Here is a 17,985-nt window from a genome sequence, read left to right on the forward strand (position 1 = left end):
GTGGACGGGGGGAACCACGGAGAGATCCGCACACCGCACCGCACTCCGCTCGTGGCCGTCCTGGCGGCCAACTCGATTTCCACGGCAGGGACTTCGCTGACACTCATCGGCGTACCGTGGTTCGTCCTGGAGACCACGGGCAGCGCCGGGAAGGCGGGGGTCGTCGCGTTCTGCGCGACCCTGCCGATCGTCGTCGCGGCCCTGGTGGGCGGACCCGTCATCGACCGGGTGGGACGGCGGCGGGTCGCCGTCGCCTCCGACGCGGTCTGCGGAGCAGCCGTCGCCGCCGTCCCGCTGCTGCACCAGGCGGGAGCGCTCCACTTCTGGATGCTGTGCGCCCTGATGGCCTTGAACGGGCTGGCCCACACTCCCGGCAACACGGCGCGCTACGTCCTGGTGCCCGACCTCGCCGAGCACGCGGGCACCACGCTCGCCCGTGCCGCGAGCCTCTTCGACGCGGTGTCGCGCGGAGCCCGCATGGTCGGTGCCGCGCTGGCGGGCGTACTGATCGCCGTCGTCGGGGCCGACACCGTGCTCCTGCTGGACGCCGCCACGTTCGCACTGTCCGCCCTGCTCGTCGCCGCGGGCGTACGGGGGGTCCGCGCGGCCGAGCCCCGCAAGGCCGCCGCCCCGGTGTCCCTGCGCGCGTACCGTGCCGAACTGCGGGAGGGATACACCTACTTGCTGGGAGACAGGCTGCTCCTCGCCGTGGTGGTCATGGTGATGTTCATGAACGGGACGGACCAGGGCTGGTACGCCGTGCTGCTTCCCGTGCACGCCGAGGGCGAACTGGGCGGCGCCACCGATCTCGGCCTGCTCACCGCGTTGTTCGGAGCGGGCGGGCTGACGGGCGCCCTGTTGTACGGGGCGGTCGGGCACCGCTTCTCGCGACGGACCGTGTTCACGGTGTGCGTCGTGCTGTGCGGAGCCCCCAGGTTCGCGGTCGCGGCACTCACCGGGACGACGCTTCCCCTCGCGGTCACCATGGCGCTGGGGGGCGTCGCCGGCGGCATGCTCAACCCGATCCTGACGACGATGACGTACGAACGCGTCCCCGAGGAACTACGGAGCCGGGTGTCCGGCGCGCTCACGGCGGGCTGCGAGCTCGCCATGCCGGTCGGCGGTCTCGCGGCGGGCCTGCTGGTCGAGGGGCTGGGCGCGACAGGGGCGCTGCTGGCGATGGGCGGGGTGTACTTCCTGGCCACGCTGAGCCCGCTGGTCTTCCCCGCCTGGCGCGGCATGGAGGGGCCGGAGCTTCAGGTCAGTGGCGCTGAGGTCGGTGGCCCGGAGGTCAGTGGCCCGGAGGTCAGTGGCGCGAAGGTCGGTGGCCCGGAGGTCAGCAGCTCGGAACCTTGCCACCCTGGTCCAGCGCCCGCAGCGAGGACACCGCGCTCTCCAGTGTCGTGACGGGGACGAGCCGAAGGCCGTCGGGCCGCTCCGCCTTCGCCTGCTTGCACTCGGCCTTCGGCACGAGGAAGACGGTGGCGCCGTCGCGCCGGGCGGCCTGCGTCTTGAGGGAGACCCCACCGACCGCGCCGACATCGCCGTCGGCCTCGATCGTCCCCGTGCCCGCGACGGTGCGGCCACCTGTCAGATCTCCGCCGGAGCCGTCGCCGTCCAGCTTGTCGATGATCCCCAGCGAGAAGAACAGGCCGGCGCTCGGACCGCCGACGTCGGCGAGGTGCAGGGTGATGTCCACCGAGCCGGGCTTCCTGTCCAGGTAGTTCAGGGCAGCGTCGACGGCGACGTTCTGCGACTTCTCCATGTCCTGGAGGTTGTGCTGCTCGATCTCCTTCTCGGAATCACCGGTCGGGTAGACGGAGTCGCGCGGCATGACCGCACGGTCCGCCCTGAACCAGCTGTCCACCACGTCCCCGATCCCGATGTCGGCCGTCGGCGCGGTCGCGAGGATCGTCGTCATCCGCAGCTCACCGTCGGTGGTGCGGGTCGGCGCGCCCTTGATCGTGATGACCGGCTTCCCCTTGTCGTCCCCCAGGACGTCGGCGGTGCTGCCCGGCTGCGCCACGGTGAACGGCAGCGGCGCGAAGGCAGCCGTGGCGAACAGCGCGAGGACGGGCAGGGCGCAGAGGGTGAGGGCGCGGGGGCGGGAGAGACGAATGGCCACCCGACCAATCTATCCGCCGCACACCCCGGACCGGACCGCCCCGGCGTCGCCCGGGCAGTCCGGCACCGCGGGGCGCTCCGGCCCGACGCAGCGCCCTCCGTCTAACGCAGCGCGTCGGCGACCTCACGCGCCGCGTCGAGGACCCGGGGCCCGACCCGCTCCGGCACGGCGTCCGCGAGCATCACCACACCCACGCTGCCCTCCACGCCCGACACTCCGACGAGCGGTGCCGCAGCCCCGCAGGCGCCCGCCTCGAGCTCGCCCTGCGTGAGGGTGTAGCCCGGGTGGTCGACCGTCTTCTGCCGGGCCGTGAGGATCGCCCGGCCCGCGGCACCCCTGTCCAGGGAATGGCGGAAGCCCGCCCGGTAGGCCACGTGGTAGTCGGTCCACGTCGGTTCGACGACGGCGACCGCGAGCGCGTCCGATCCGTCGACGAGCGTGAGGTGGGCGGTGGCCCCTATGTCCTCGGCCAGGGAACGCAGCGCGGGGAGCGCGGCCTCCCTGACGAGCGGGTGCACCTGCCGGCCCAGGCGCAGCACGCCCAGGCCCACTCGGGCCCGGCCGCCCAGGTCACGCCGGACGAGCGCGTGCTGTTCCAGGGTGGCGAGCAGTCGGTAGACCACGGTGCGGTTGACGCCGAGTTTGTTGGACAACTCGGTGACGGTCAGGCCGTGATCGGTATCGGCGAGCAGTTTGAGGACACGCAGTCCCCGGTCGAGCGTCTGAGAAGTCTCCGCGGTCACGACGCCCTCTCCCTCGTGGTGAGCGGGGCGGTTGTCTCTCCGGAATACGGACGCCGGTCCCACGGCGACGCACCGAGAGGCCGCCGACTGGCCATGGCACCGGCTGCGCTCCGCGGCCACACTGCCACGGGGCGTTCATGTTTCGGGGACATTAGCGAGCGGGTCCGCTCAGCGGAAGACCTCGTCCAGAATCCGGTCTCCTCCCGAAACGGCTCCGCATAACCGCCGGTCAGCGGCGGACCGTCCGGAACCCGAACATCTACGCGCGTTCAAGTCGGGTGACACCGCGGCAACGCTCCGTGCATCACACGTGAACGATTGTTAACTCACCGTGAATAAGTGCGCTAAAAATCTTTGGCCACAGGCGCCCACCGCACCCCCGCACGCCCTCCGGGTCAACGGTGCGCCCCGCACCTCCACGCCCGCACCCGGGCATCGAAGCGAGCGAGCAGCGCGGCCCCGGTGCGCGCGGATCACACCGCGCGCACCGGGGCCTGCCGGGCCGCCGGGCTCATCGCATCCGGGTGGCCCCACTTCTCACCCGTGCCGGGCTCATCGCATCCGGGTGGCCCACTCCTGGACCTTCTTGATCCGGTCCTGGATCTGCCCGGCCGTCGCCTCCGCGCTCGGCGGGCCGCCGCAGATCCGCCGCAGCTCGGTGTGGATCACGCCGTGCGGCTTGCCGCTCTGATGCGTGTAGGCCGACACCATGGTGTTGAGCTGCTTCCGGAGCTCCAGCAGCTTCTTGTGCGTCACCACGGGCCGGTCCTCGGCCGCCTTCTCCAGGAGGTCGGCCTCCGCGGCCGGCTTCTGGCGGCTGTGCGCGATCTGCCGGGTCTGCCGCTTCTGGAGCAGCAGCTGCACCTGGTCGGGTTCGAGGAGACCGGGAATGCCCAGGTAGTCCTGCTCCTCCTCGCTGCCCGGATGCGCCTGCATGCCGAATTCGGCGCCGTCGTACAGCACCCGGTCGAAGACCGCGTCGGACTCCAGCGCCTCGAAGGGCAGCTGCTCCTCGGTCTCCTCGTCCTCCAGCTTCTCCGCGTCCGCGAGAAGCTGGTCCTCCTCGGCGAACGGGTTCTCCTCGTCGCTGCCCTTCTTGGGCTTGTCGAGGACGTGGTCGCGCTCGACCTCCATCTCGTTCGCGAAGTCGAGCAGCATCGGGATCGTCGGCACGAAGACGGAGGCCGTCTCGCCACGCCTCCGCGACCGTACGAATCGTCCGACGGCCTGGGCGAAGAAGAGCGGCGTGGAGATCGTCGTCGCGTACACGCCGACCGCGAGACGCGGGACGTCGACGCCCTCCGACACCATGCGCACCGCGACCATCCAGCGCGATCCGTCCTCGCTGAACCTGTCGATGTTCTTGGAAGCGGCCTTCTCGTCGGAGAGGACCACGGTCGGCTTCTCGCCGGTGACCGACTTCAGGATCTTGGCGTACGCACGGGCCGACTCCTGGTCCGTCGCGATGACGAGTCCGCCCGCGTCCGGAATGCCCTTGCGCACCTCGGTCAGCCGCTTGTCCGCGGCGGCCAGCACATTGGGGATCCAGTCGCCGGTGGGCGAGAGCGCGGTGCGCCAGGCCTGCCCGATGGCGTCCTTGGTCATCGGCTCCCCGAGCCTCGCCGCGATCTCGTCACCGGCCTTGGTGCGCCAGCGCATGTTGCCGCTGTAGCTGAGGAAGATCACCGGGCGGACGACCCCGTCGGCGAGGGCGTTGCCGTAGCCGTACGTGTAGTCGGCCGAGGAGCGCCGGATGCCGTCGTTGCCCTCCTCGTACGCGACGAAGGGGATCGGGTTGGTGTCGGACCTGAAGGGCGTCCCTGTGAGCGCGAGACGCCGCGTCGCCGGATCGAACGCCTCCTGGCAGGCCTCGCCCCAGGACTTCGAGTCACCGGCGTGGTGGATCTCGTCGAGGATCACGAGCGTCTTGCGCTGCTCGCACCGGTTTCGGTGCAGCATGGGGCGCACGCCGACACCGGCGTACGTGACCGCGACCCCGTGGTACTCCTTGCTCACGGGTCCCGCGCTGTACTCCGGGTCGAGCTTGATGCCTATGCGGGCGGCGGCCTCCGCCCACTGCTTCTTGAGGTGTTCGGTGGGCGCCACCACGGTGATCTGCTGCACCACGTGGTGGTGCAGCAGCCATGAGGCGAGGGTCAGCGCGAAGGTGGTCTTCCCCGCGCCGGGCGTCGCGACGGCGAGGAAGTCGCGCGGCTGGTCCTGGATGTACCTGTCCATCGCGCCCTGCTGCCAGGCTCGCAGCTTGCCGGCCGTACCCCAGGGGGCGCGGCCGGGAAAGGCGGGTGAGAGGTGGTGGGAGGCGGTAGTAGTCACGGTCTCCGGTTCGGCACTCGGGTACGTGGGGCGCTGGCCGTACGGACCGGAACCGGCCCGTACGCGATACGACAACCGGGCCACCCTACCGGCGGGCGGGGCGGAACCCCGTACGAACCAGCCGTGGCCGGGTGCCGCTGAGACTCTCTTCACAACCGCGCACGCGACGCGCCGGACTCTTCCCCGACGCGTCGAGCTCTGCCCGGTGAACCGCGGCTTCGGACCAGCCGTGATTCGACGGTCCCCCGTGGTGCTACGGGACAGCCCTTAGGCCTTCTCCTTGACTCTCCCCGCGACCCACACCCCTGCCAGTGCCACCGCCGCCATCGGCAGGAACACCACCATGAACGCCCCCGGGTGCGCGGTCGTGCCGCCACCCACCGCACCGTGCGCGGCCACACCCACCGATCCGCCCCCGAGCGCCGCGAACGCCGCACCGCCCGCGGCGAGCAGCAGTGCGTTGGACAGTCCGTCCGAGATCTGGAGGGCGGCCGAATTGGCTCCCGCGTCCTGCGGGGCCGACAGCTTGAGCAGCAGCACGCTCGTCGAGGCGATCACGATGCCCATGCCGAAGCAGCCGACGCCCCAGACCGCGGCCAGCGTCCAGACCGGTACGGACTCGATCAGCACCGTCGGCGCGGCGACGATCGCCAGCGTCACGAGCACCATGCCCGCCACCATGAGGGCCCCCCGGTGGGGCTCCAGCCGGGGCCGGGCGAGTACGTACGAGCCGAGCGCCCAGGTCAGACCACCGGCGGCCAGGGAGAGGCCGGCCAGCGTCGGGGAGAGGCCGCGCTGGGTCACGAGCATCAGCGGGACGAAGGACTCGGCGACGATGAACGAGCCGGACGATATCCCCCGCAGCAGGATCACGGCGGGCAGGCCCCGCTCGGCCCGCAGGGTCCCCGGGGGCAGCAGACCGCGCACCGCGGGAACGAGCAGCGCGGCGCCGGCGAGCGCCGGGACCAGTGAGACCCACCTCAGCTCCTGCCCCGCGTACTGGAGCAGTCCGGCGCCCGCCGAGATGCCGAGCGCGAGCCGGATGCGGCGCCGGTCGAACGGCTCCGCCGCGGCCTCCGCGTTCGCCGCCCCACCGGCCATCCGCCGTATCGCGGGCAGCGCGAGCCCGAGCGGCAGGAGGATGAGGACCGGAATGCCCACGAAGACCCAGCGCCAGCCAAGGTGCTCCGTCACCGTCCCCGAGGCGAGCGGCCCGACGACGGACGGGACGATCCAGGCCGCCGAGAACGCGGCCATGATGCCCGGCCGGATCCGCTCCGGGTAGGCCCGCCCGATGACCACGTACAGCGCCACGATCACGAGCCCGCCGCCGACGCCCTGGACGGCCCTCCCCAGGATGAACATCCACATGCCCCCCGCGGTCCCGGACAGCAGCAGTCCGGCCCCGAAGGCGCCGATCCCCGTGGCCAGCGGGGCGAGCGGCCCGCGCCTGTCGGCCCACTGCCCGGAGAGGACCATGGCGAAGAGGCTGGTGGTGAAGTACGCGGAGAAGGCGAACGCGTAGAGCGGGATTCCGTGCAGCTCCCGGGCGGCGACGGGCATCGCCGTACCGACGGCGGTCGCCTCGAAGGCGATGAGCAGGACGACGGAGACGATGCCGATGCTGAGCGCCCTGTACGTACGCCCGAGGACACCTTCCGCCCGTTCGGCGACGGTGGTCTCCACAAGGGCTGCGGTGACCTCGGCGTCGTGGGGTTCCAGGGCAGTCATGCGCCCCAGAGTAAGGGCCACAACCTCGGGTGACCCCTGTCGGTGGACGGTATCCGGCTGGGCCCTTCGTCGTACGACCACGGACTCCCCCGGCCCCGCGAACATGAACGCGGTATGGCAGTCGTGTTGCGGCCCTCCCGCGACCCTTGAACCCTGTCCCACCGGCCCCGTACGGTCGACACCAGATCAAGAAACGCACGGCCGTGTGCCCGAGTGGTTCAGGGGCTCGACTGCAACTCGAGTTACATCGGTTCGAATCCGGTCACGGCCTCCAGCGGAGGAACCCGAAAGGGAACGGCCGCCCCCATGGTGCGGGGGCGGCCGTTCCTGCGTGCGCAGAGGGAGCCGCTTCGGTGCGAGGACGGGGCTGCCGTCAGACCGGCGTTGTTCTGGCAGCCGAGTGCTTCACCGGCGCGAGCGGAACACGCCTCGCCACCGGCCACTTGCCCACTACATCTTCGATGAGTGAACCTCATCAGCCTTGTTCAATCGGACAGCACCGACCACGACCCCGAGCCCTTTCGCGTGGTCACGTGCACTGCAGCTCACGCTGTGTGAACCGGACGAACTTCTCCAGGAGTGCGGGCAGGGCATTGCGGGCCTTCCCGTCGTCCGGCGTATCAAAAGTGTCGATGCTCAGGTTGATGTAATTTCCCGGCGCGGAAGGTGTCTTGGACGGCTCACAGGCGACGTACGCGACGGCACCGCCGGGCCAGATGATCCCCTTCTCTCCCACGTCAATCGGATCGGTCTCCCCCTTTTCGTAGGAGCTCCAGTCGATTTGACTCTCAAGCTCCCGCCGGGTGGCACTCGCCTGGAGCTGTATTTTGCCGTCGACGTAGAGTGAGCACGTCGCACTGTCCAACTCCTCAAGAAGCGAGAAGGTCCCGGTTGAGACCTTGACTTCGTCACCGGGCGGCAGGAGAGGGGACACTTCCTTGCCGCTGAAGATGTCCCAGCAGATTCGTCCGGGCAGCTTCGGGGCAGACTTGGCTTCGCCATCGGAGCAGCCGGTGAGCGTGACCAGCAAGAGCACCGGGCCCATGGCCACAGGGATGAATTTTCTGATTGCGCGCACGACTAGTTCCCGTTGGGTTGTGAACTGGCCACCAGATCGCGCCCTACGGCATGAGCTGACGCTGTCTGCGTGGAGGCTGACCCCTTGAATTCATTGATCTGGTCGGTCGTCAGGCCGGCAGCCTTGCCACTCGTCCCCACTGCTGCTGCAGCAGCGTTCCTGGCGGCAGTCTCGGAGGTCGCGTACCCACTCGCAGACTCGTTGCGAGCCTCTCCCGACAAATCACTTTCCGCGCTCTTCAAAGCAGCTTCCGTGACATCTTCCTGGATCCATCCCACCACATCACCACCCACAGGAATCATTTCGACATATTTGGCGCCTGCCGCGGTGAGGATTCTGTTCGCCCATTTCGCATTTTCCTCGGTGCCCTTGTTGAATTCTTCCGTCTCGTGCGACTTAACGTCATGAACCGCCTGGGCTCGCGCCTCGGTCATGATGCCTGCAATCTCCCCACCCGGGTGCACGGCATTCCGCACCGCTTCGCCCATGTCGGGATGCTTCTCGGGGTGGCTGAAAACATCGCTCACGAGCGCCGTGGTGTACGCCTGCTGTGCATTGGTGATCGCACCGTACGCCTGCGGGTCCTGGGCCACCGCGCTGAGGAACCCAGCCATCTGGGCCTTGTCGAACGCAGCGGCCTCACCGAAGGGCTTGATCAGGCCCGCCGCGTTTTCCGCCTTGGCCTGCAGATCCGGCATGTATTCCGCAGCCATGTTCCCGAACTGCTGAGACAGCCCGTTGAGCGGGCCCGGCGGGTCTCCGGGCTTGGCTGCCACGAGCTCGGGCTCCGTGCCGATCTTCTCCACGACCTGCTCCATCACCTCGGCCATGGCCTTGCTGTGGGAGACCGGCGGTGCGTCGTCGTCACCCGGTACACGGCCGGTGACCGCAGCTTCCAGCGCGTTGCCCATGGCCGTCTGGCCGGGGGTGGACTCCCCGCCGACCACAGCGTCGTACCAGTCGGCCGTCGGCTTCTTGTCGAGCATGTAGTCGACCACGCCCTGCGCGTCCTTGCCCTTGATCTCGGCGTCCGACAGCGTGACGACGCCGTCCTTGTTGGTGTCCTCTCGGATTCCCTCGTTGAAGAACTCCGTGGACGCCGCGGGGTTGTTGCTCATCGCCTCCATGAGACCGGTCATCGGGTTGAAGCCCCTTCCGCCGGTCTCGTCGAGGTTGATGGCCATCTTCAGGTCGTGCGGCAGGTTCTGGGACCAGATCTCCGGGCTCTTCTTGTCCAGCGCCACCATGTCCCGGCCCACTGTGGTGAGGAAGTCCTTGTCGTACGTACCTTCCCGGAGGAGCGCTCCGAGCGCTTGATAGCCGTAGACCTTGGTGCCGAGACCTGTGACGCTCGGTACGTCCATCTCCTTGCGGCCGGCCTTCAGGAGTTGCGTGGTCCAGGTGGCATCCAGGTGGTTCGGTGTCGAGGTCTGGGTGGCCAGACCCAGCATGGCGCCCATGTCACTCTGCATGTTGCGGACCATGGCGGCACGGTCCTGGCCGAGAGGGCCGAGCGACGTCGCGTCCAGCGACATCTTCGTGTAAGCCTCCAGCGTGCCCTCCGCACCGAGCCTGCGATAGAAGCCGGTGGCGAACTCGGGATCGTCGCGGTTGTCGTCGATGATGTCTTCTAGCGCCTTGAGGGCCTTCACGTTGCGTGCGGTGCCGCCCTCACCCGTGACCGTCTTCATCAGATCCGCGGCGCGGTCAACCTGCTCCGCGTCGAGGCTGCTGAACTTGGGTGCGCCGAAGTCCCTGTCACTCCGCACGTTGGCCAGAAGGGCCCGCTTCAGGGATTCGTCTGCGTGTGCGTGTTCCAGCGGTCATGCACCTTGAGCAGCGCGGAACCACTGGCGAAGTTGCCGTTGGTGAGCGCGATCGCCGCGTCGAACGTGGAGGGGCGGGCATGGTCCCCTTCCTTCGACAGCCGGACGCGCACCTCATAGGCGTCATTGCCGACGGCACCCAGGTCGTCGCGGTTCACCACCAGATCTGCCGCTCCGCCGCCACTCCGCCCGCCTTCGGCCGGAACACTGTTGATCTGCATCGCACTTCGTCGGGCTGCCGCCGCGTCACGAAGCCCAGCCCATTCCTCGTCGAACGTCATGAATTCCCCGTTCCGTCCCGTTCCGGCGCCAGGCATGGCCGTCCTCAGCCTCTCACTGCCGATGGTCGCCCTGTTCCTCAGGCTGCTCAGTTGGCGGAAACTCTCTTGCCGCACTGTCGGAAAGGGCCGGGCCGAGACGTTGGATCGCGGGGCCTTCCGTACCCGGAGCGGACGGCGGCAGAGGCAGGTCCATCGCCGGGTACGACCCGGCCGTCGACGACGGCGCCTGCTGAGCAGCGAGGCGCCGCCGGGGGCTCAGGACTTGGGGGTGGCCACCGCCGCCTGCGGGCGGATCGGGAGGCGGTTGACCGGGCGGCCCGTGGCCGCGCGGACGGCCGAGGCCACCGCGGCCGGGGACGTGACCACCGGCACCGCCGAGGCCGGCTTGGCGCCGAAGGGGGCCACCACGTCGCGTTCCTCGATCAGCTTGACGATGCGGATGTCCGGCGCGTCCAGCGACGTCGGCAGCGCGTACCCGGTGAGGTCCGGGTGGCGGATCAGGCCGCGTGCGGTGCGCAGGTTCTCGGTGAGGGCCGCACCGATGCCCTGGGTGACGCCCGCCTCGATACGGGTGGCCAGCTGGGAGGGGTTGAGGATCCGGCCGACGTCCTGGGCGACGGCCATCTCGACCACCCGGATCGAGCCGAGCTCGATGTCGACGTCGACCACGGCGCGGACCGCGCAGAAGGCCAGGCCCACGAACGCGTCGCCCTGCCCGGAGTCGTCCAGGGGCTCCGTGGGGTGCGGGCGGCACTGGGCGGTCGCCCAGAGCTCCTTGCCGTCCATCGCCTCCATGACCGTCGTGGACAGCACACCGTCGTACGAGGTGATCTTGCCGTCGGCGATCTGGAGAAGCTCCGTGGACATGCCGAACTTGTGGGCCAGCGGCTGGAGGAGCTGGGTGCGGACCATCTTGGCGGCGCGTTCGATCGCACCGCCCGAGACCCAGGTGTGGCGGCCGTGCGTCGCGGGGCCCGCGGGGGGCTGGTCGGTGTCCACCGCGGCCACGTGGACCTCTTCGACGCCCAGGGTCTCCTGGACGATCTGGCGGGCGAGCGTGGTGAAGCCCTGGCCGGTCTCGACGGCCGCGCAGATCACGGTGGCCACGCCGTCGTGGACCCGGACCGTGGCCGTGGAGACCTCGTCGGCGCCCTCGGCGCCGAGCATGTGGACCATGCCGAGGGCGTAGCCGACGCCTCTGCGCACGGCGCCGGGCTCCCCGGCTCCCTCCGGGCCGCCGGGGAGCAGCCAGTCGTCCTCGGGCGCGTCCTTGGGGAGCGCGGGAAGGGGGAAGTCGCGTAGTTCGCCGAGGAGTTCGGCGACGGGTGCGGGGCAGGTCACGGTCTGGCTGGTGGGGAGGATGTCGCCCGTGGAGAGGGCGTTGCGCAGCCGGAGTTCGACCGGGTCGATGCCCAGCTTCGCCGCCAGCTTGTCCATCTGGCCCTCGTACGCGGCGCAGACCTGCATGGCGCCCTCACCGCGCACATGGCCGGAGGGCGGGTTGTTCGTACGGACGGCCCAGCCCTCGATGAAGGCGTGCGGGACGACGTAAGGGCCGCACGCGAAGGCCACGGCGGCGGCCAGGGACTCGGACGAGGAGTCGGCGTACGCGCCCGCGTCGAGCAGGATCTGCGCCTCGACCTTGACCAGCCTGCCCTCGGCGTCCGCGTGGTGGCGGTAGCGCAGGAGGGTGGGGTGGCGGTGGGCGTGCCCGAGGAAGGACTCCTCGCGGGTGGCGGCCAGTTTGACGGGGCAGCCGGTGCGCAGGGCGAGCAGGCCGAGCGGGATCTGGAAGCCGGGGTCCTCCCGGTCGCCGGTCGCTCCGGGGACACCGGTCACGACGACCTTGACGTGCTCGGGGTCCAGGCCGAAGCAGGCGGCGGCCAGATCGCGGTCGGTGTGCGGGTCGGTGGACGCCGTGTAGAGCTCGACGCCTCCGTCGGGCCGGGGCACGGCGAGGCCGGCCTCCGCGCCGATCGGGGCGGGGTCCTGGCGGCCGATGCGGTACAGGCCCTCGACGATGACCTCGCCCACGGTGTCCGGGTCGCCGTAGCGCAGCGGGATGTGACGGATGAGGTTGCCGTCGGGGTGCAGGGGTTCGGCGGCGAAGGCCTTCTCGGGGTCCGTGACCGGTTCGAGGACCTCGTACTCGACGGCGATCGCCGCTGCGGCCAGCCGGGCGGTGTCGGGGTGGTCGGCGGCGACGGCGGCGATGGCCTCGCCGTGGTGGCGCACGAGTTCGGAGGCGAACACGGGGCGGTCGACGACCCGGCGGCCGTACGACCCGTCGCCGGGGATGTCCTCGTGCGTGACGACCGCGCGTACACCGGGCATGCCGGCCGCGGCCGTCGTGTCGATCGACAGGATGCGGGCGTGCGGGTGCGGGGAACGCAGCACCGCGGCCCACAGCAGCCCCTCGGCCCAGAGGTCGGCCGCGTACGGGAAGGTGCCCTCGGTCTTGGCGCGGGCGTCGGCCGGCGGCAGCGAGGTGCCGAGTCCGAGCGCGGGCAGCTCCTGGTCCGGGGCGGGGCCCTCGGGCGGCACCGTCGTGTGCGTGGTGCTGGTCGCGGTGGCTGCGTCGCTGGTCACGCCGCCTCCTTGTCGTTCGCTCCGCTGCGGCGGCTGGTGGTGGTGGTGGTGGGGATGACCGGTGGTGCGGGGGACGGCGCGGTGTTCACCGGACGTCTCCCTCGTGTGCCTGGACGCTGCCCGCGCCGGGGGCGGCCTGGTGCGGGATGCGCGGTTCGGCGCCGTCCGGGGCGGTGGCCGCGGCCTCGGCGGTCGCCTCCCGGCCGGCGACGACGTCGCGTACGGCGTCGAGCACGCCCCGGTAGCCGGAACAGCGGCAGAGGTTGCCGCACAGGGCCTGCCGGGTCTCCAGCTCGCTGGGGGCGTGGTTGCCCTCCAGGAGGTCGTGCACGGTCATGGCCATCCCGGGGATGCAGAAGCCGCACTGGACGGCCCCGCAGTCGGCCAGGGCCCGCTGCACGTCGGACGGTTCGCCGTCGACCGCGAGGCCCTCGACGGTACGGACCTCGCTGCCCGCCGTCGTGGCGGCGGGCACCAGGCAGGAGGCCACGAGGCGGCCGTCGACCTGGACGTTGCAGGCTCCGCACTCGCCCTGGGAGCAGCCGTCCTTGGCCCCGGCGAGGCCGAGGCGTTCCCGGAGCACGTACAGGAGCGACTCGCCGATCCACGCGTCGCTCACCGGGCGGTCCACGCCGTTCACGTGGAGGACGTACGAGGCGGAAGGGTGCTCGCTCGGCCCGGCCGGAGGTGCGGCCGTCGCGGCCTCCTCCGGGAGGGCGGGGGCCGCGGGCGCGTCGCCGTCCGCCGCCGGCGGCTCAGCCGCGGGTGCCGGTGTCTCGGAAGCGGGTGCCGGTGTCTCGGGAGCGGGGCCCTCGCGGGGCGCCTCCGGGGCCTCCACGGCCCCGTGCGGCTCACCGGCGGCCTCGGCGGCGACCGCGGCCGCCTCCGGGGCCTGTTCGGGCTCCGAGGGCTCATCCAGGGCCTCCTCCGAGGCCTCCTCCAGGGCGGTCCCGGGCGCGGTCGCGTGCTCCTGGGGCTCCCGGGGCTCCTGCGTCGCCCAGGGGGCGGGGGCTCCGCCCGGCAGCGTGGCCGGGGGCGTGTCCGCGTACCACTGGGAAGCCATCGCCGAGGCCGCGAACTCGCCGGACTCGTCCGGGAGGTCGCCGTTCGCCACCGGGATCGTCCACTGGCCGGTGTGGCCGGCGGGCTCGGGGACCGGCTCGGGCTCCGGGGGGACCGGCTCGGTGAAGTTCCACTGGGCCGTCGTGGACGACGTCTGCGCGTACTGCGACGTGTCCGGGTACGGCTGCTGGTACGGATCCTGCTGCTGGTTCGGGTCCGGCCAGTGCACGGCGTCCGGGGTGGCGTCCGCCTCCGCGGGACCGGCCGCCGCCCGCTCCTGCTGGCTCTGCGTCTGCACGACCCAGCTGCCCGTCGCCGCGGGGTCGAGCCCTGCGGCAGGCGTCAGCGGCAGGATCATCGGCGGCACGTAGCTGTGGCCGGGGGCGGCCAGCGGGTCGTTCCCGAGGGCGGCCAAGTCCTCGGGGGGCAGGTGGACGAAGGCGGTCGCCTCGGCGTCGTACTCACCACTGTGCGGCGTCGGCTGCCAGCCGGCGTACGGGTCGGGCTGCCCGTGCTGCTGCTCGGGGTTCTCTTCATTGCTCACGACAGTGCCCTCCCCAGTGCGCGTCGGGCGAGCGCGGCGACCGTGCGCCGCAGGTGCAGGACGGCGGGCGACAGCGGAGGTGCCTCTCCCCCGTCGTCCGGTGGTGCCTGGTCCGGGATGCAGGCCGCCGCGACGTACTCGCCGAACGCGGCCAGCGCGTCGGGGGCCAGCCCCCTCTCGCCGTCCCAGTCGATCAGGGAGGCGATCCAGCGTTCGGCCTCCAGGGGCCGAAGGGGCATCGGGGCGATCGCGCCGACCGCGCAGCGCACGCCGCGCCGGGCCGGGTCCAGGACGATCGCGACGGAGGCGGCGGCGCGGCCGGGGCCGGTGCGGCCGGTCGCCTTGAGGAAGACCTGGGGGGCGTGCAGCAGCGGCACGCGGACGAAGCCGATCAGCTCGGCGGGCTCGAGCATCTCGCGGCCCGCGAGCAGGTGCGACACGGGGATCTCCCGGCGGGAGCCCCCGGTGCCGGCGATCACGAGCTCGGCCTCCAGCGCGGCCAGGACCGGCAGGGCGTCGCCGGTCGGGGCGGCGGTGGCGATGTTGCCGCCGAGCGTCCCGGCGTTACGGATCTGGGGCGGGCCGGCGGCCCTGGCGGAGGCGGCCAGCGCGGGGATGAGCGCGGCGAAGTCGGGCCGTCCCATGCGCGCGTGGGTGAGGCCGGCTCCGAGCAGGGCGTGGCCGTCCTGGTAGTGCCAGCCGCGCAGCTCGCTGATCCGGCTCAGCCCGACGAGTCCCGAGGGGCGCAGGAGTCCCTTGTTGACGGCCGCCATGAGGTCCGTGCCACCGGCCACGGGAACGGCTGCGGGCATGGCGCCTAGAGCCGCCACGGCCTCGTCGAGCGAGGCCGGCAGCGTCACCGACTGCGTCGCCTGCGGTGCGTGCGTGGTCAACCCAGCTGCCCCTTCCCGGTGTCCCGGCAGTCCCGCCTGTCCGCCGTACGGTACGTGCTCACGGCCGGGACGTGGCAACTCTGGCACATCTTCCGGGCTGTCCGACGCGAGGGTCCACGAAGGGTGTTTCCGTCCCCGACCAGGGGAAAAGTCGCCTTTGGCAGACCTTCTGCCCGGTGCACGAATTGCCACTCTTCAGCGAGTTCGTACGACTTATTCGGTTCCCCTGGCCGTCGCGTGCGCCGGCGGTCACACGGTCGGGGGCGGTCCCTCGATCGGGCGACCCAGGACGCCGGGCCGGCGTTGCCACGGCAGCGGTCCCGTGGGCGGCCGGTAGGCGACCCCCAGGGCGTCGAGCCGGGCGTAGTGCGTGTCCATCCTGCGTTCGAACCCGGCGAAGTCCCGCTCAGCGGAGGCCGGGAGCGGTGACCAGGCGACCTCGGCGAAGGCGGCGAGCCTCGGGAACACCTGGTAGTCGACGCGGTCCCGGTTCTGCATGACCTCGGTCCAGACGTTGGCCTGGGTTCCCATGATGTGTCCGGCCGCCTCCTCGGAGAGGCCGGTGGGCACGGGTTCGAAGCGGTAGACGTCCTCCAGGGTGCGGATGTACCCGATGGGCATCGGCTCGTCGGGACCGCCGTCCTGACGGTAGTCCAGGTACACCTGCTGCACGGGGCACATCACGACGTCGTGCCCGGCCTCGGCGGCGGCGATCCCGCCCGCGTACCCCTGCCACGACGTCACGGCCGCACCCTCGGCGAGGCCGCCCTCCAGGATCTCGTCCCAGCCGATGAGGCGGCGGCCCCGGGCGGTGAGCCAGCGGTCGAAGTGGCGGATGAACCAGGACTGGAGCTCGTCCTCGTCGGCCAGCCCGGCTTCGGCCATGCGGGCCTGCGCCGTCGGTGACGCCTTCCACTGGTCCTTGGGGCATTCGTCACCGCCGATGTGGACGAACGGCGAGGTGTCGGCCGGGAAGAGGTCGAGCAGTTCTTCGAGGACCCCTTCGAAGAAGCGCAGGGTGTTGTCAGTGGGGGCGAGTACGTTCGGATTGACTCCCCAGGTGTCCCACACGGAAAGCGCGGAGGTGTCGATGACGTCGGTGTTGCCCAGCTCCGGATACGCGCTGATGGCTGCCTGCGAGTGGCCCGGGATGTCGATCTCCGGGACGACCCGGATATGCCGCTCGGCGGCGTAGGCGACGATTTCGCGGATGTCGTCCTGCGTGTAGTAGCCGCCGTGCGGGGTCTCGTCCCACAACTCGGAGGCGCGGTGGCCGTATTTGGTGCGTGCGCGCCAGGCGCCGGACTCCGTGAGCCGGGGGTAGCGCTTGATCTCGACGCGCCATCCCTGGTCGTCGGTGAGGTGGAAGTGGAAGACGTTCAGTTTGTGGGCGGCCAGCAGGTCGAGCATGCGCAGCACGCCGTCCTTCGGCATGAAGTGCCGTGCCACGTCCAGCATCAGACCGCGCCATCCGAAGCGCGGGCCGTCCTCGATCTCCGTGAGCGGGACACGCCGTTCGGCGCCGGGATTCACCGGTGCCCGGCGGAACGCCTCGGGGCCGAGGAGCTGACGGAGGGTCTGCGCCCCCCAGAAGACGCCGGCGGCGCTGCCGCCGACGATCCGTACGCCCCGGACGGGCTCCACGTCCAGCCGGTAGGCCTCGGGCTCCAGGGCGGGATCGACGCTCAGCTCGATGCTGTTCGCGCTGCTCACGGGGGCCGGGGCGAGCGGCAGGCCGAAGGACGCCCCGAGCGTGGTGCGCAGCCAGCGTTCCGTGCCCTCCGTGCCGGGGGCGGCCCTGAGGGTCGTGGCTCCGTCGAGGAGGAATCCGCCGCTGCCGTCGCCGTTGGTGCGTACCGGCGCGGGAATCAGGTGGTGCATGTCAGTCCTTCACCGCTCCGCCGAGTCCGGAGACCAGGCGCCGCTGTACGAGGACGAAGAAGACCAGTACGGGAACGGTCATCACCGTCGAGGCGGCCATGATCCCTCCCCAGTCGTTCTCGTCGGGTTTGAAGAAGACCAGCAACGCCATGGGGAGCGTCGACTGGGAGGTGTCGCTGATGATGAACGACTTCGCGAACAGGAAGTCGTTCCAGGTCGATATGAAGGAGAAGACGCTGGTCGCCACGAGGCCGGGGAAGACGAGCGGGAAGAGGATCTGCCACAGGAAGCGCGTGCGGCTCGCGCCGTCGATGTAGGCGGCCTCCTCCAATGCGTCCGGGACGGCCTTGACGAAACCGCGCAGCATCCAGATCGCGAACGGCAGCGAGAAGGCGAGGTGCGGCAGGATCAGCGATCCCAGAGTGTTCAGCTGGCCGAAGTCCCGCATCAGGAAGAACAGCGGGATGGTCAGCGCCTCGACCGGCACCATCTGCGCCACGAGGAACATGATCAGCAGCGTCGTGCGGAACCTGAAGCGGAATCGGGTCACGGCCGTCGCGGCGAGGAAGGCGATCAGTGCGGAGGCGATGACGACGGTGCCGGCGACGACGAGGCTGTTCAGGAAGTAGCGGCCGAAATCCTGCTGTTCGAAGACCCGGCGGAACGAGTCGAGGGACGGGGCCAGGGTCCAGGGGCGCGCCTCGGTGGACTGGATCTCACCCGCGGGCTTGAAGGCGGAGAGCACCATCCAGTACAGCGGGAAGGCGACCACGGCGGCGACGGCGAGGGCCGCCGCCTCCGCGGCGAGCCTCCCCGGCCGGCGCACACGCAGCAGCGAGCGGGCACCGGCGGTCCTTCCCCGGCCTGCGGGCCCTCCCCGGCTGACGGTTCGCACCCG

11 protein-coding genes, 1 tRNA gene and 3 pseudogenes are annotated in these 17,985 nt (G+C 71.0%); 2 read left to right on the forward strand and 13 right to left on the reverse strand.

Going from position 1 to position 17,985, the window contains the following annotated elements:
• A pseudogene (locus tag ACFUNE_RS02915) lies at positions 1 to 1,237 on the forward strand (MFS transporter); the annotation flags it as partial.
• 65 nt (positions 1,238 to 1,302) lie between these two features.
• Here ACFUNE_RS02915 and ACFUNE_RS02920 read toward each other — a convergent pair.
• The 5 genes and pseudogenes from ACFUNE_RS02920 to ACFUNE_RS02940 all read right to left on the reverse strand — a co-directional run.
• Positions 1,303 to 1,359: pseudogene (locus ACFUNE_RS02920) on the reverse strand (hypothetical protein); the annotation flags it as partial.
• A complete protein-coding gene (locus tag ACFUNE_RS02925) occupies positions 1,337 to 2,125 on the reverse strand; it encodes a S16 family serine protease (protein ID WP_383561516.1) in 789 nt (262 codons plus the stop codon). The pseudogene ACFUNE_RS02920 and the gene ACFUNE_RS02925, both read right to left, overlap by 23 nt.
• 101 nt (positions 2,126 to 2,226) lie before the next feature.
• Positions 2,227 to 2,868 carry an IclR family transcriptional regulator gene (locus tag ACFUNE_RS02930; RefSeq protein ID WP_109881333.1) on the reverse strand — a complete coding sequence of 214 codons (642 nt, stop codon included), beginning with the start codon at positions 2,866 to 2,868 and terminating at the stop codon, positions 2,227 to 2,229.
• 552 nt (positions 2,869 to 3,420) lie between these two features.
• Entirely contained in the window at positions 3,421 to 5,202 is a 1,782-nt protein-coding gene (locus ACFUNE_RS02935; protein ID WP_383561518.1) for a DEAD/DEAH box helicase, read from the reverse strand.
• A 267-nt stretch (positions 5,203 to 5,469) separates the two neighbouring features.
• On the reverse strand, positions 5,470 to 6,933 hold the full coding sequence (locus tag ACFUNE_RS02940) for an MFS transporter (RefSeq protein WP_383561520.1): 1,464 nt from the start codon (positions 6,931 to 6,933) through the stop codon (positions 5,470 to 5,472).
• 199 nt (positions 6,934 to 7,132) lie between these two features.
• Here ACFUNE_RS02940 and ACFUNE_RS02945 point away from each other — a divergent pair.
• A tRNA-Cys gene (locus ACFUNE_RS02945) sits at positions 7,133 to 7,207 on the forward strand.
• Positions 7,208 to 7,462: 255 nt separating this feature from the next.
• Here ACFUNE_RS02945 and ACFUNE_RS02950 read toward each other — a convergent pair.
• The 8 genes and pseudogenes from ACFUNE_RS02950 to ACFUNE_RS02985 form a co-directional block, all read right to left on the reverse strand.
• Complete coding sequence (locus ACFUNE_RS02950; protein WP_383561522.1) at positions 7,463 to 8,011, reverse strand: hypothetical protein; 549 nt, start codon at positions 8,009 to 8,011, stop codon at positions 7,463 to 7,465.
• A 2-nt stretch (positions 8,012 to 8,013) separates the two neighbouring features.
• Entirely contained in the window at positions 8,014 to 9,780 is a 1,767-nt protein-coding gene (locus tag ACFUNE_RS02955) for a DUF6571 family protein (RefSeq protein WP_383561524.1), read from the reverse strand.
• A 29-nt stretch (positions 9,781 to 9,809) separates the two neighbouring features.
• Positions 9,810 to 10,118: pseudogene (locus tag ACFUNE_RS02960) on the reverse strand (hypothetical protein); the annotation flags it as partial.
• Between the two features lie 255 nt (positions 10,119 to 10,373).
• Entirely contained in the window at positions 10,374 to 12,707 is a 2,334-nt protein-coding gene (locus tag ACFUNE_RS02965) for a xanthine dehydrogenase family protein molybdopterin-binding subunit (RefSeq protein ID WP_383561526.1), read from the reverse strand.
• An 85-nt stretch (positions 12,708 to 12,792) separates the two neighbouring features.
• Positions 12,793 to 14,313 carry a 2Fe-2S iron-sulfur cluster-binding protein gene (locus tag ACFUNE_RS02970; RefSeq protein WP_383561528.1) on the reverse strand — a complete coding sequence of 507 codons (1,521 nt, stop codon included), beginning with the start codon at positions 14,311 to 14,313 and terminating at the stop codon, positions 12,793 to 12,795.
• Positions 14,310 to 15,206 carry an FAD binding domain-containing protein gene (locus tag ACFUNE_RS02975; RefSeq protein ID WP_383561530.1) on the reverse strand — a complete coding sequence of 299 codons (897 nt, stop codon included), beginning with the start codon at positions 15,204 to 15,206 and terminating at the stop codon, positions 14,310 to 14,312. Before ACFUNE_RS02975 ends, ACFUNE_RS02970 begins: the two co-directional genes overlap by 4 nt.
• A 249-nt stretch (positions 15,207 to 15,455) precedes the next feature.
• Complete coding sequence (locus ACFUNE_RS02980) at positions 15,456 to 17,087, reverse strand: beta-N-acetylhexosaminidase (protein WP_383561532.1); 1,632 nt, start codon at positions 17,085 to 17,087, stop codon at positions 15,456 to 15,458.
• Between the two features lies 1 nt (position 17,088).
• Complete coding sequence (locus ACFUNE_RS02985) at positions 17,089 to 17,982, reverse strand: carbohydrate ABC transporter permease (protein ID WP_383561694.1); 894 nt, start codon at positions 17,980 to 17,982, stop codon at positions 17,089 to 17,091.
• Between the last annotated feature and the right edge of the window lie 3 nt (positions 17,983 to 17,985).

The sequence above is a fragment of the Streptomyces sp. NPDC057287 genome, assembly GCF_042667905.1.
Classification (GTDB): domain Bacteria; phylum Actinomycetota; class Actinomycetes; order Streptomycetales; family Streptomycetaceae; genus Streptomyces.

Excerpts from the sequence above, each read along its gene's own strand:
- ACFUNE_RS02980 (WP_383561532.1), bottom strand. The coding sequence starts at position 17,087 with ATGCACCACCTGATTCCCGCGCCGGTACGCACCAACGGCGACGGCAGC.
- ACFUNE_RS02940 (WP_383561520.1), bottom strand. The coding sequence starts at position 6,933 with ATGACTGCCCTGGAACCCCACGACGCCGAGGTCACCGCAGCCCTTGTG.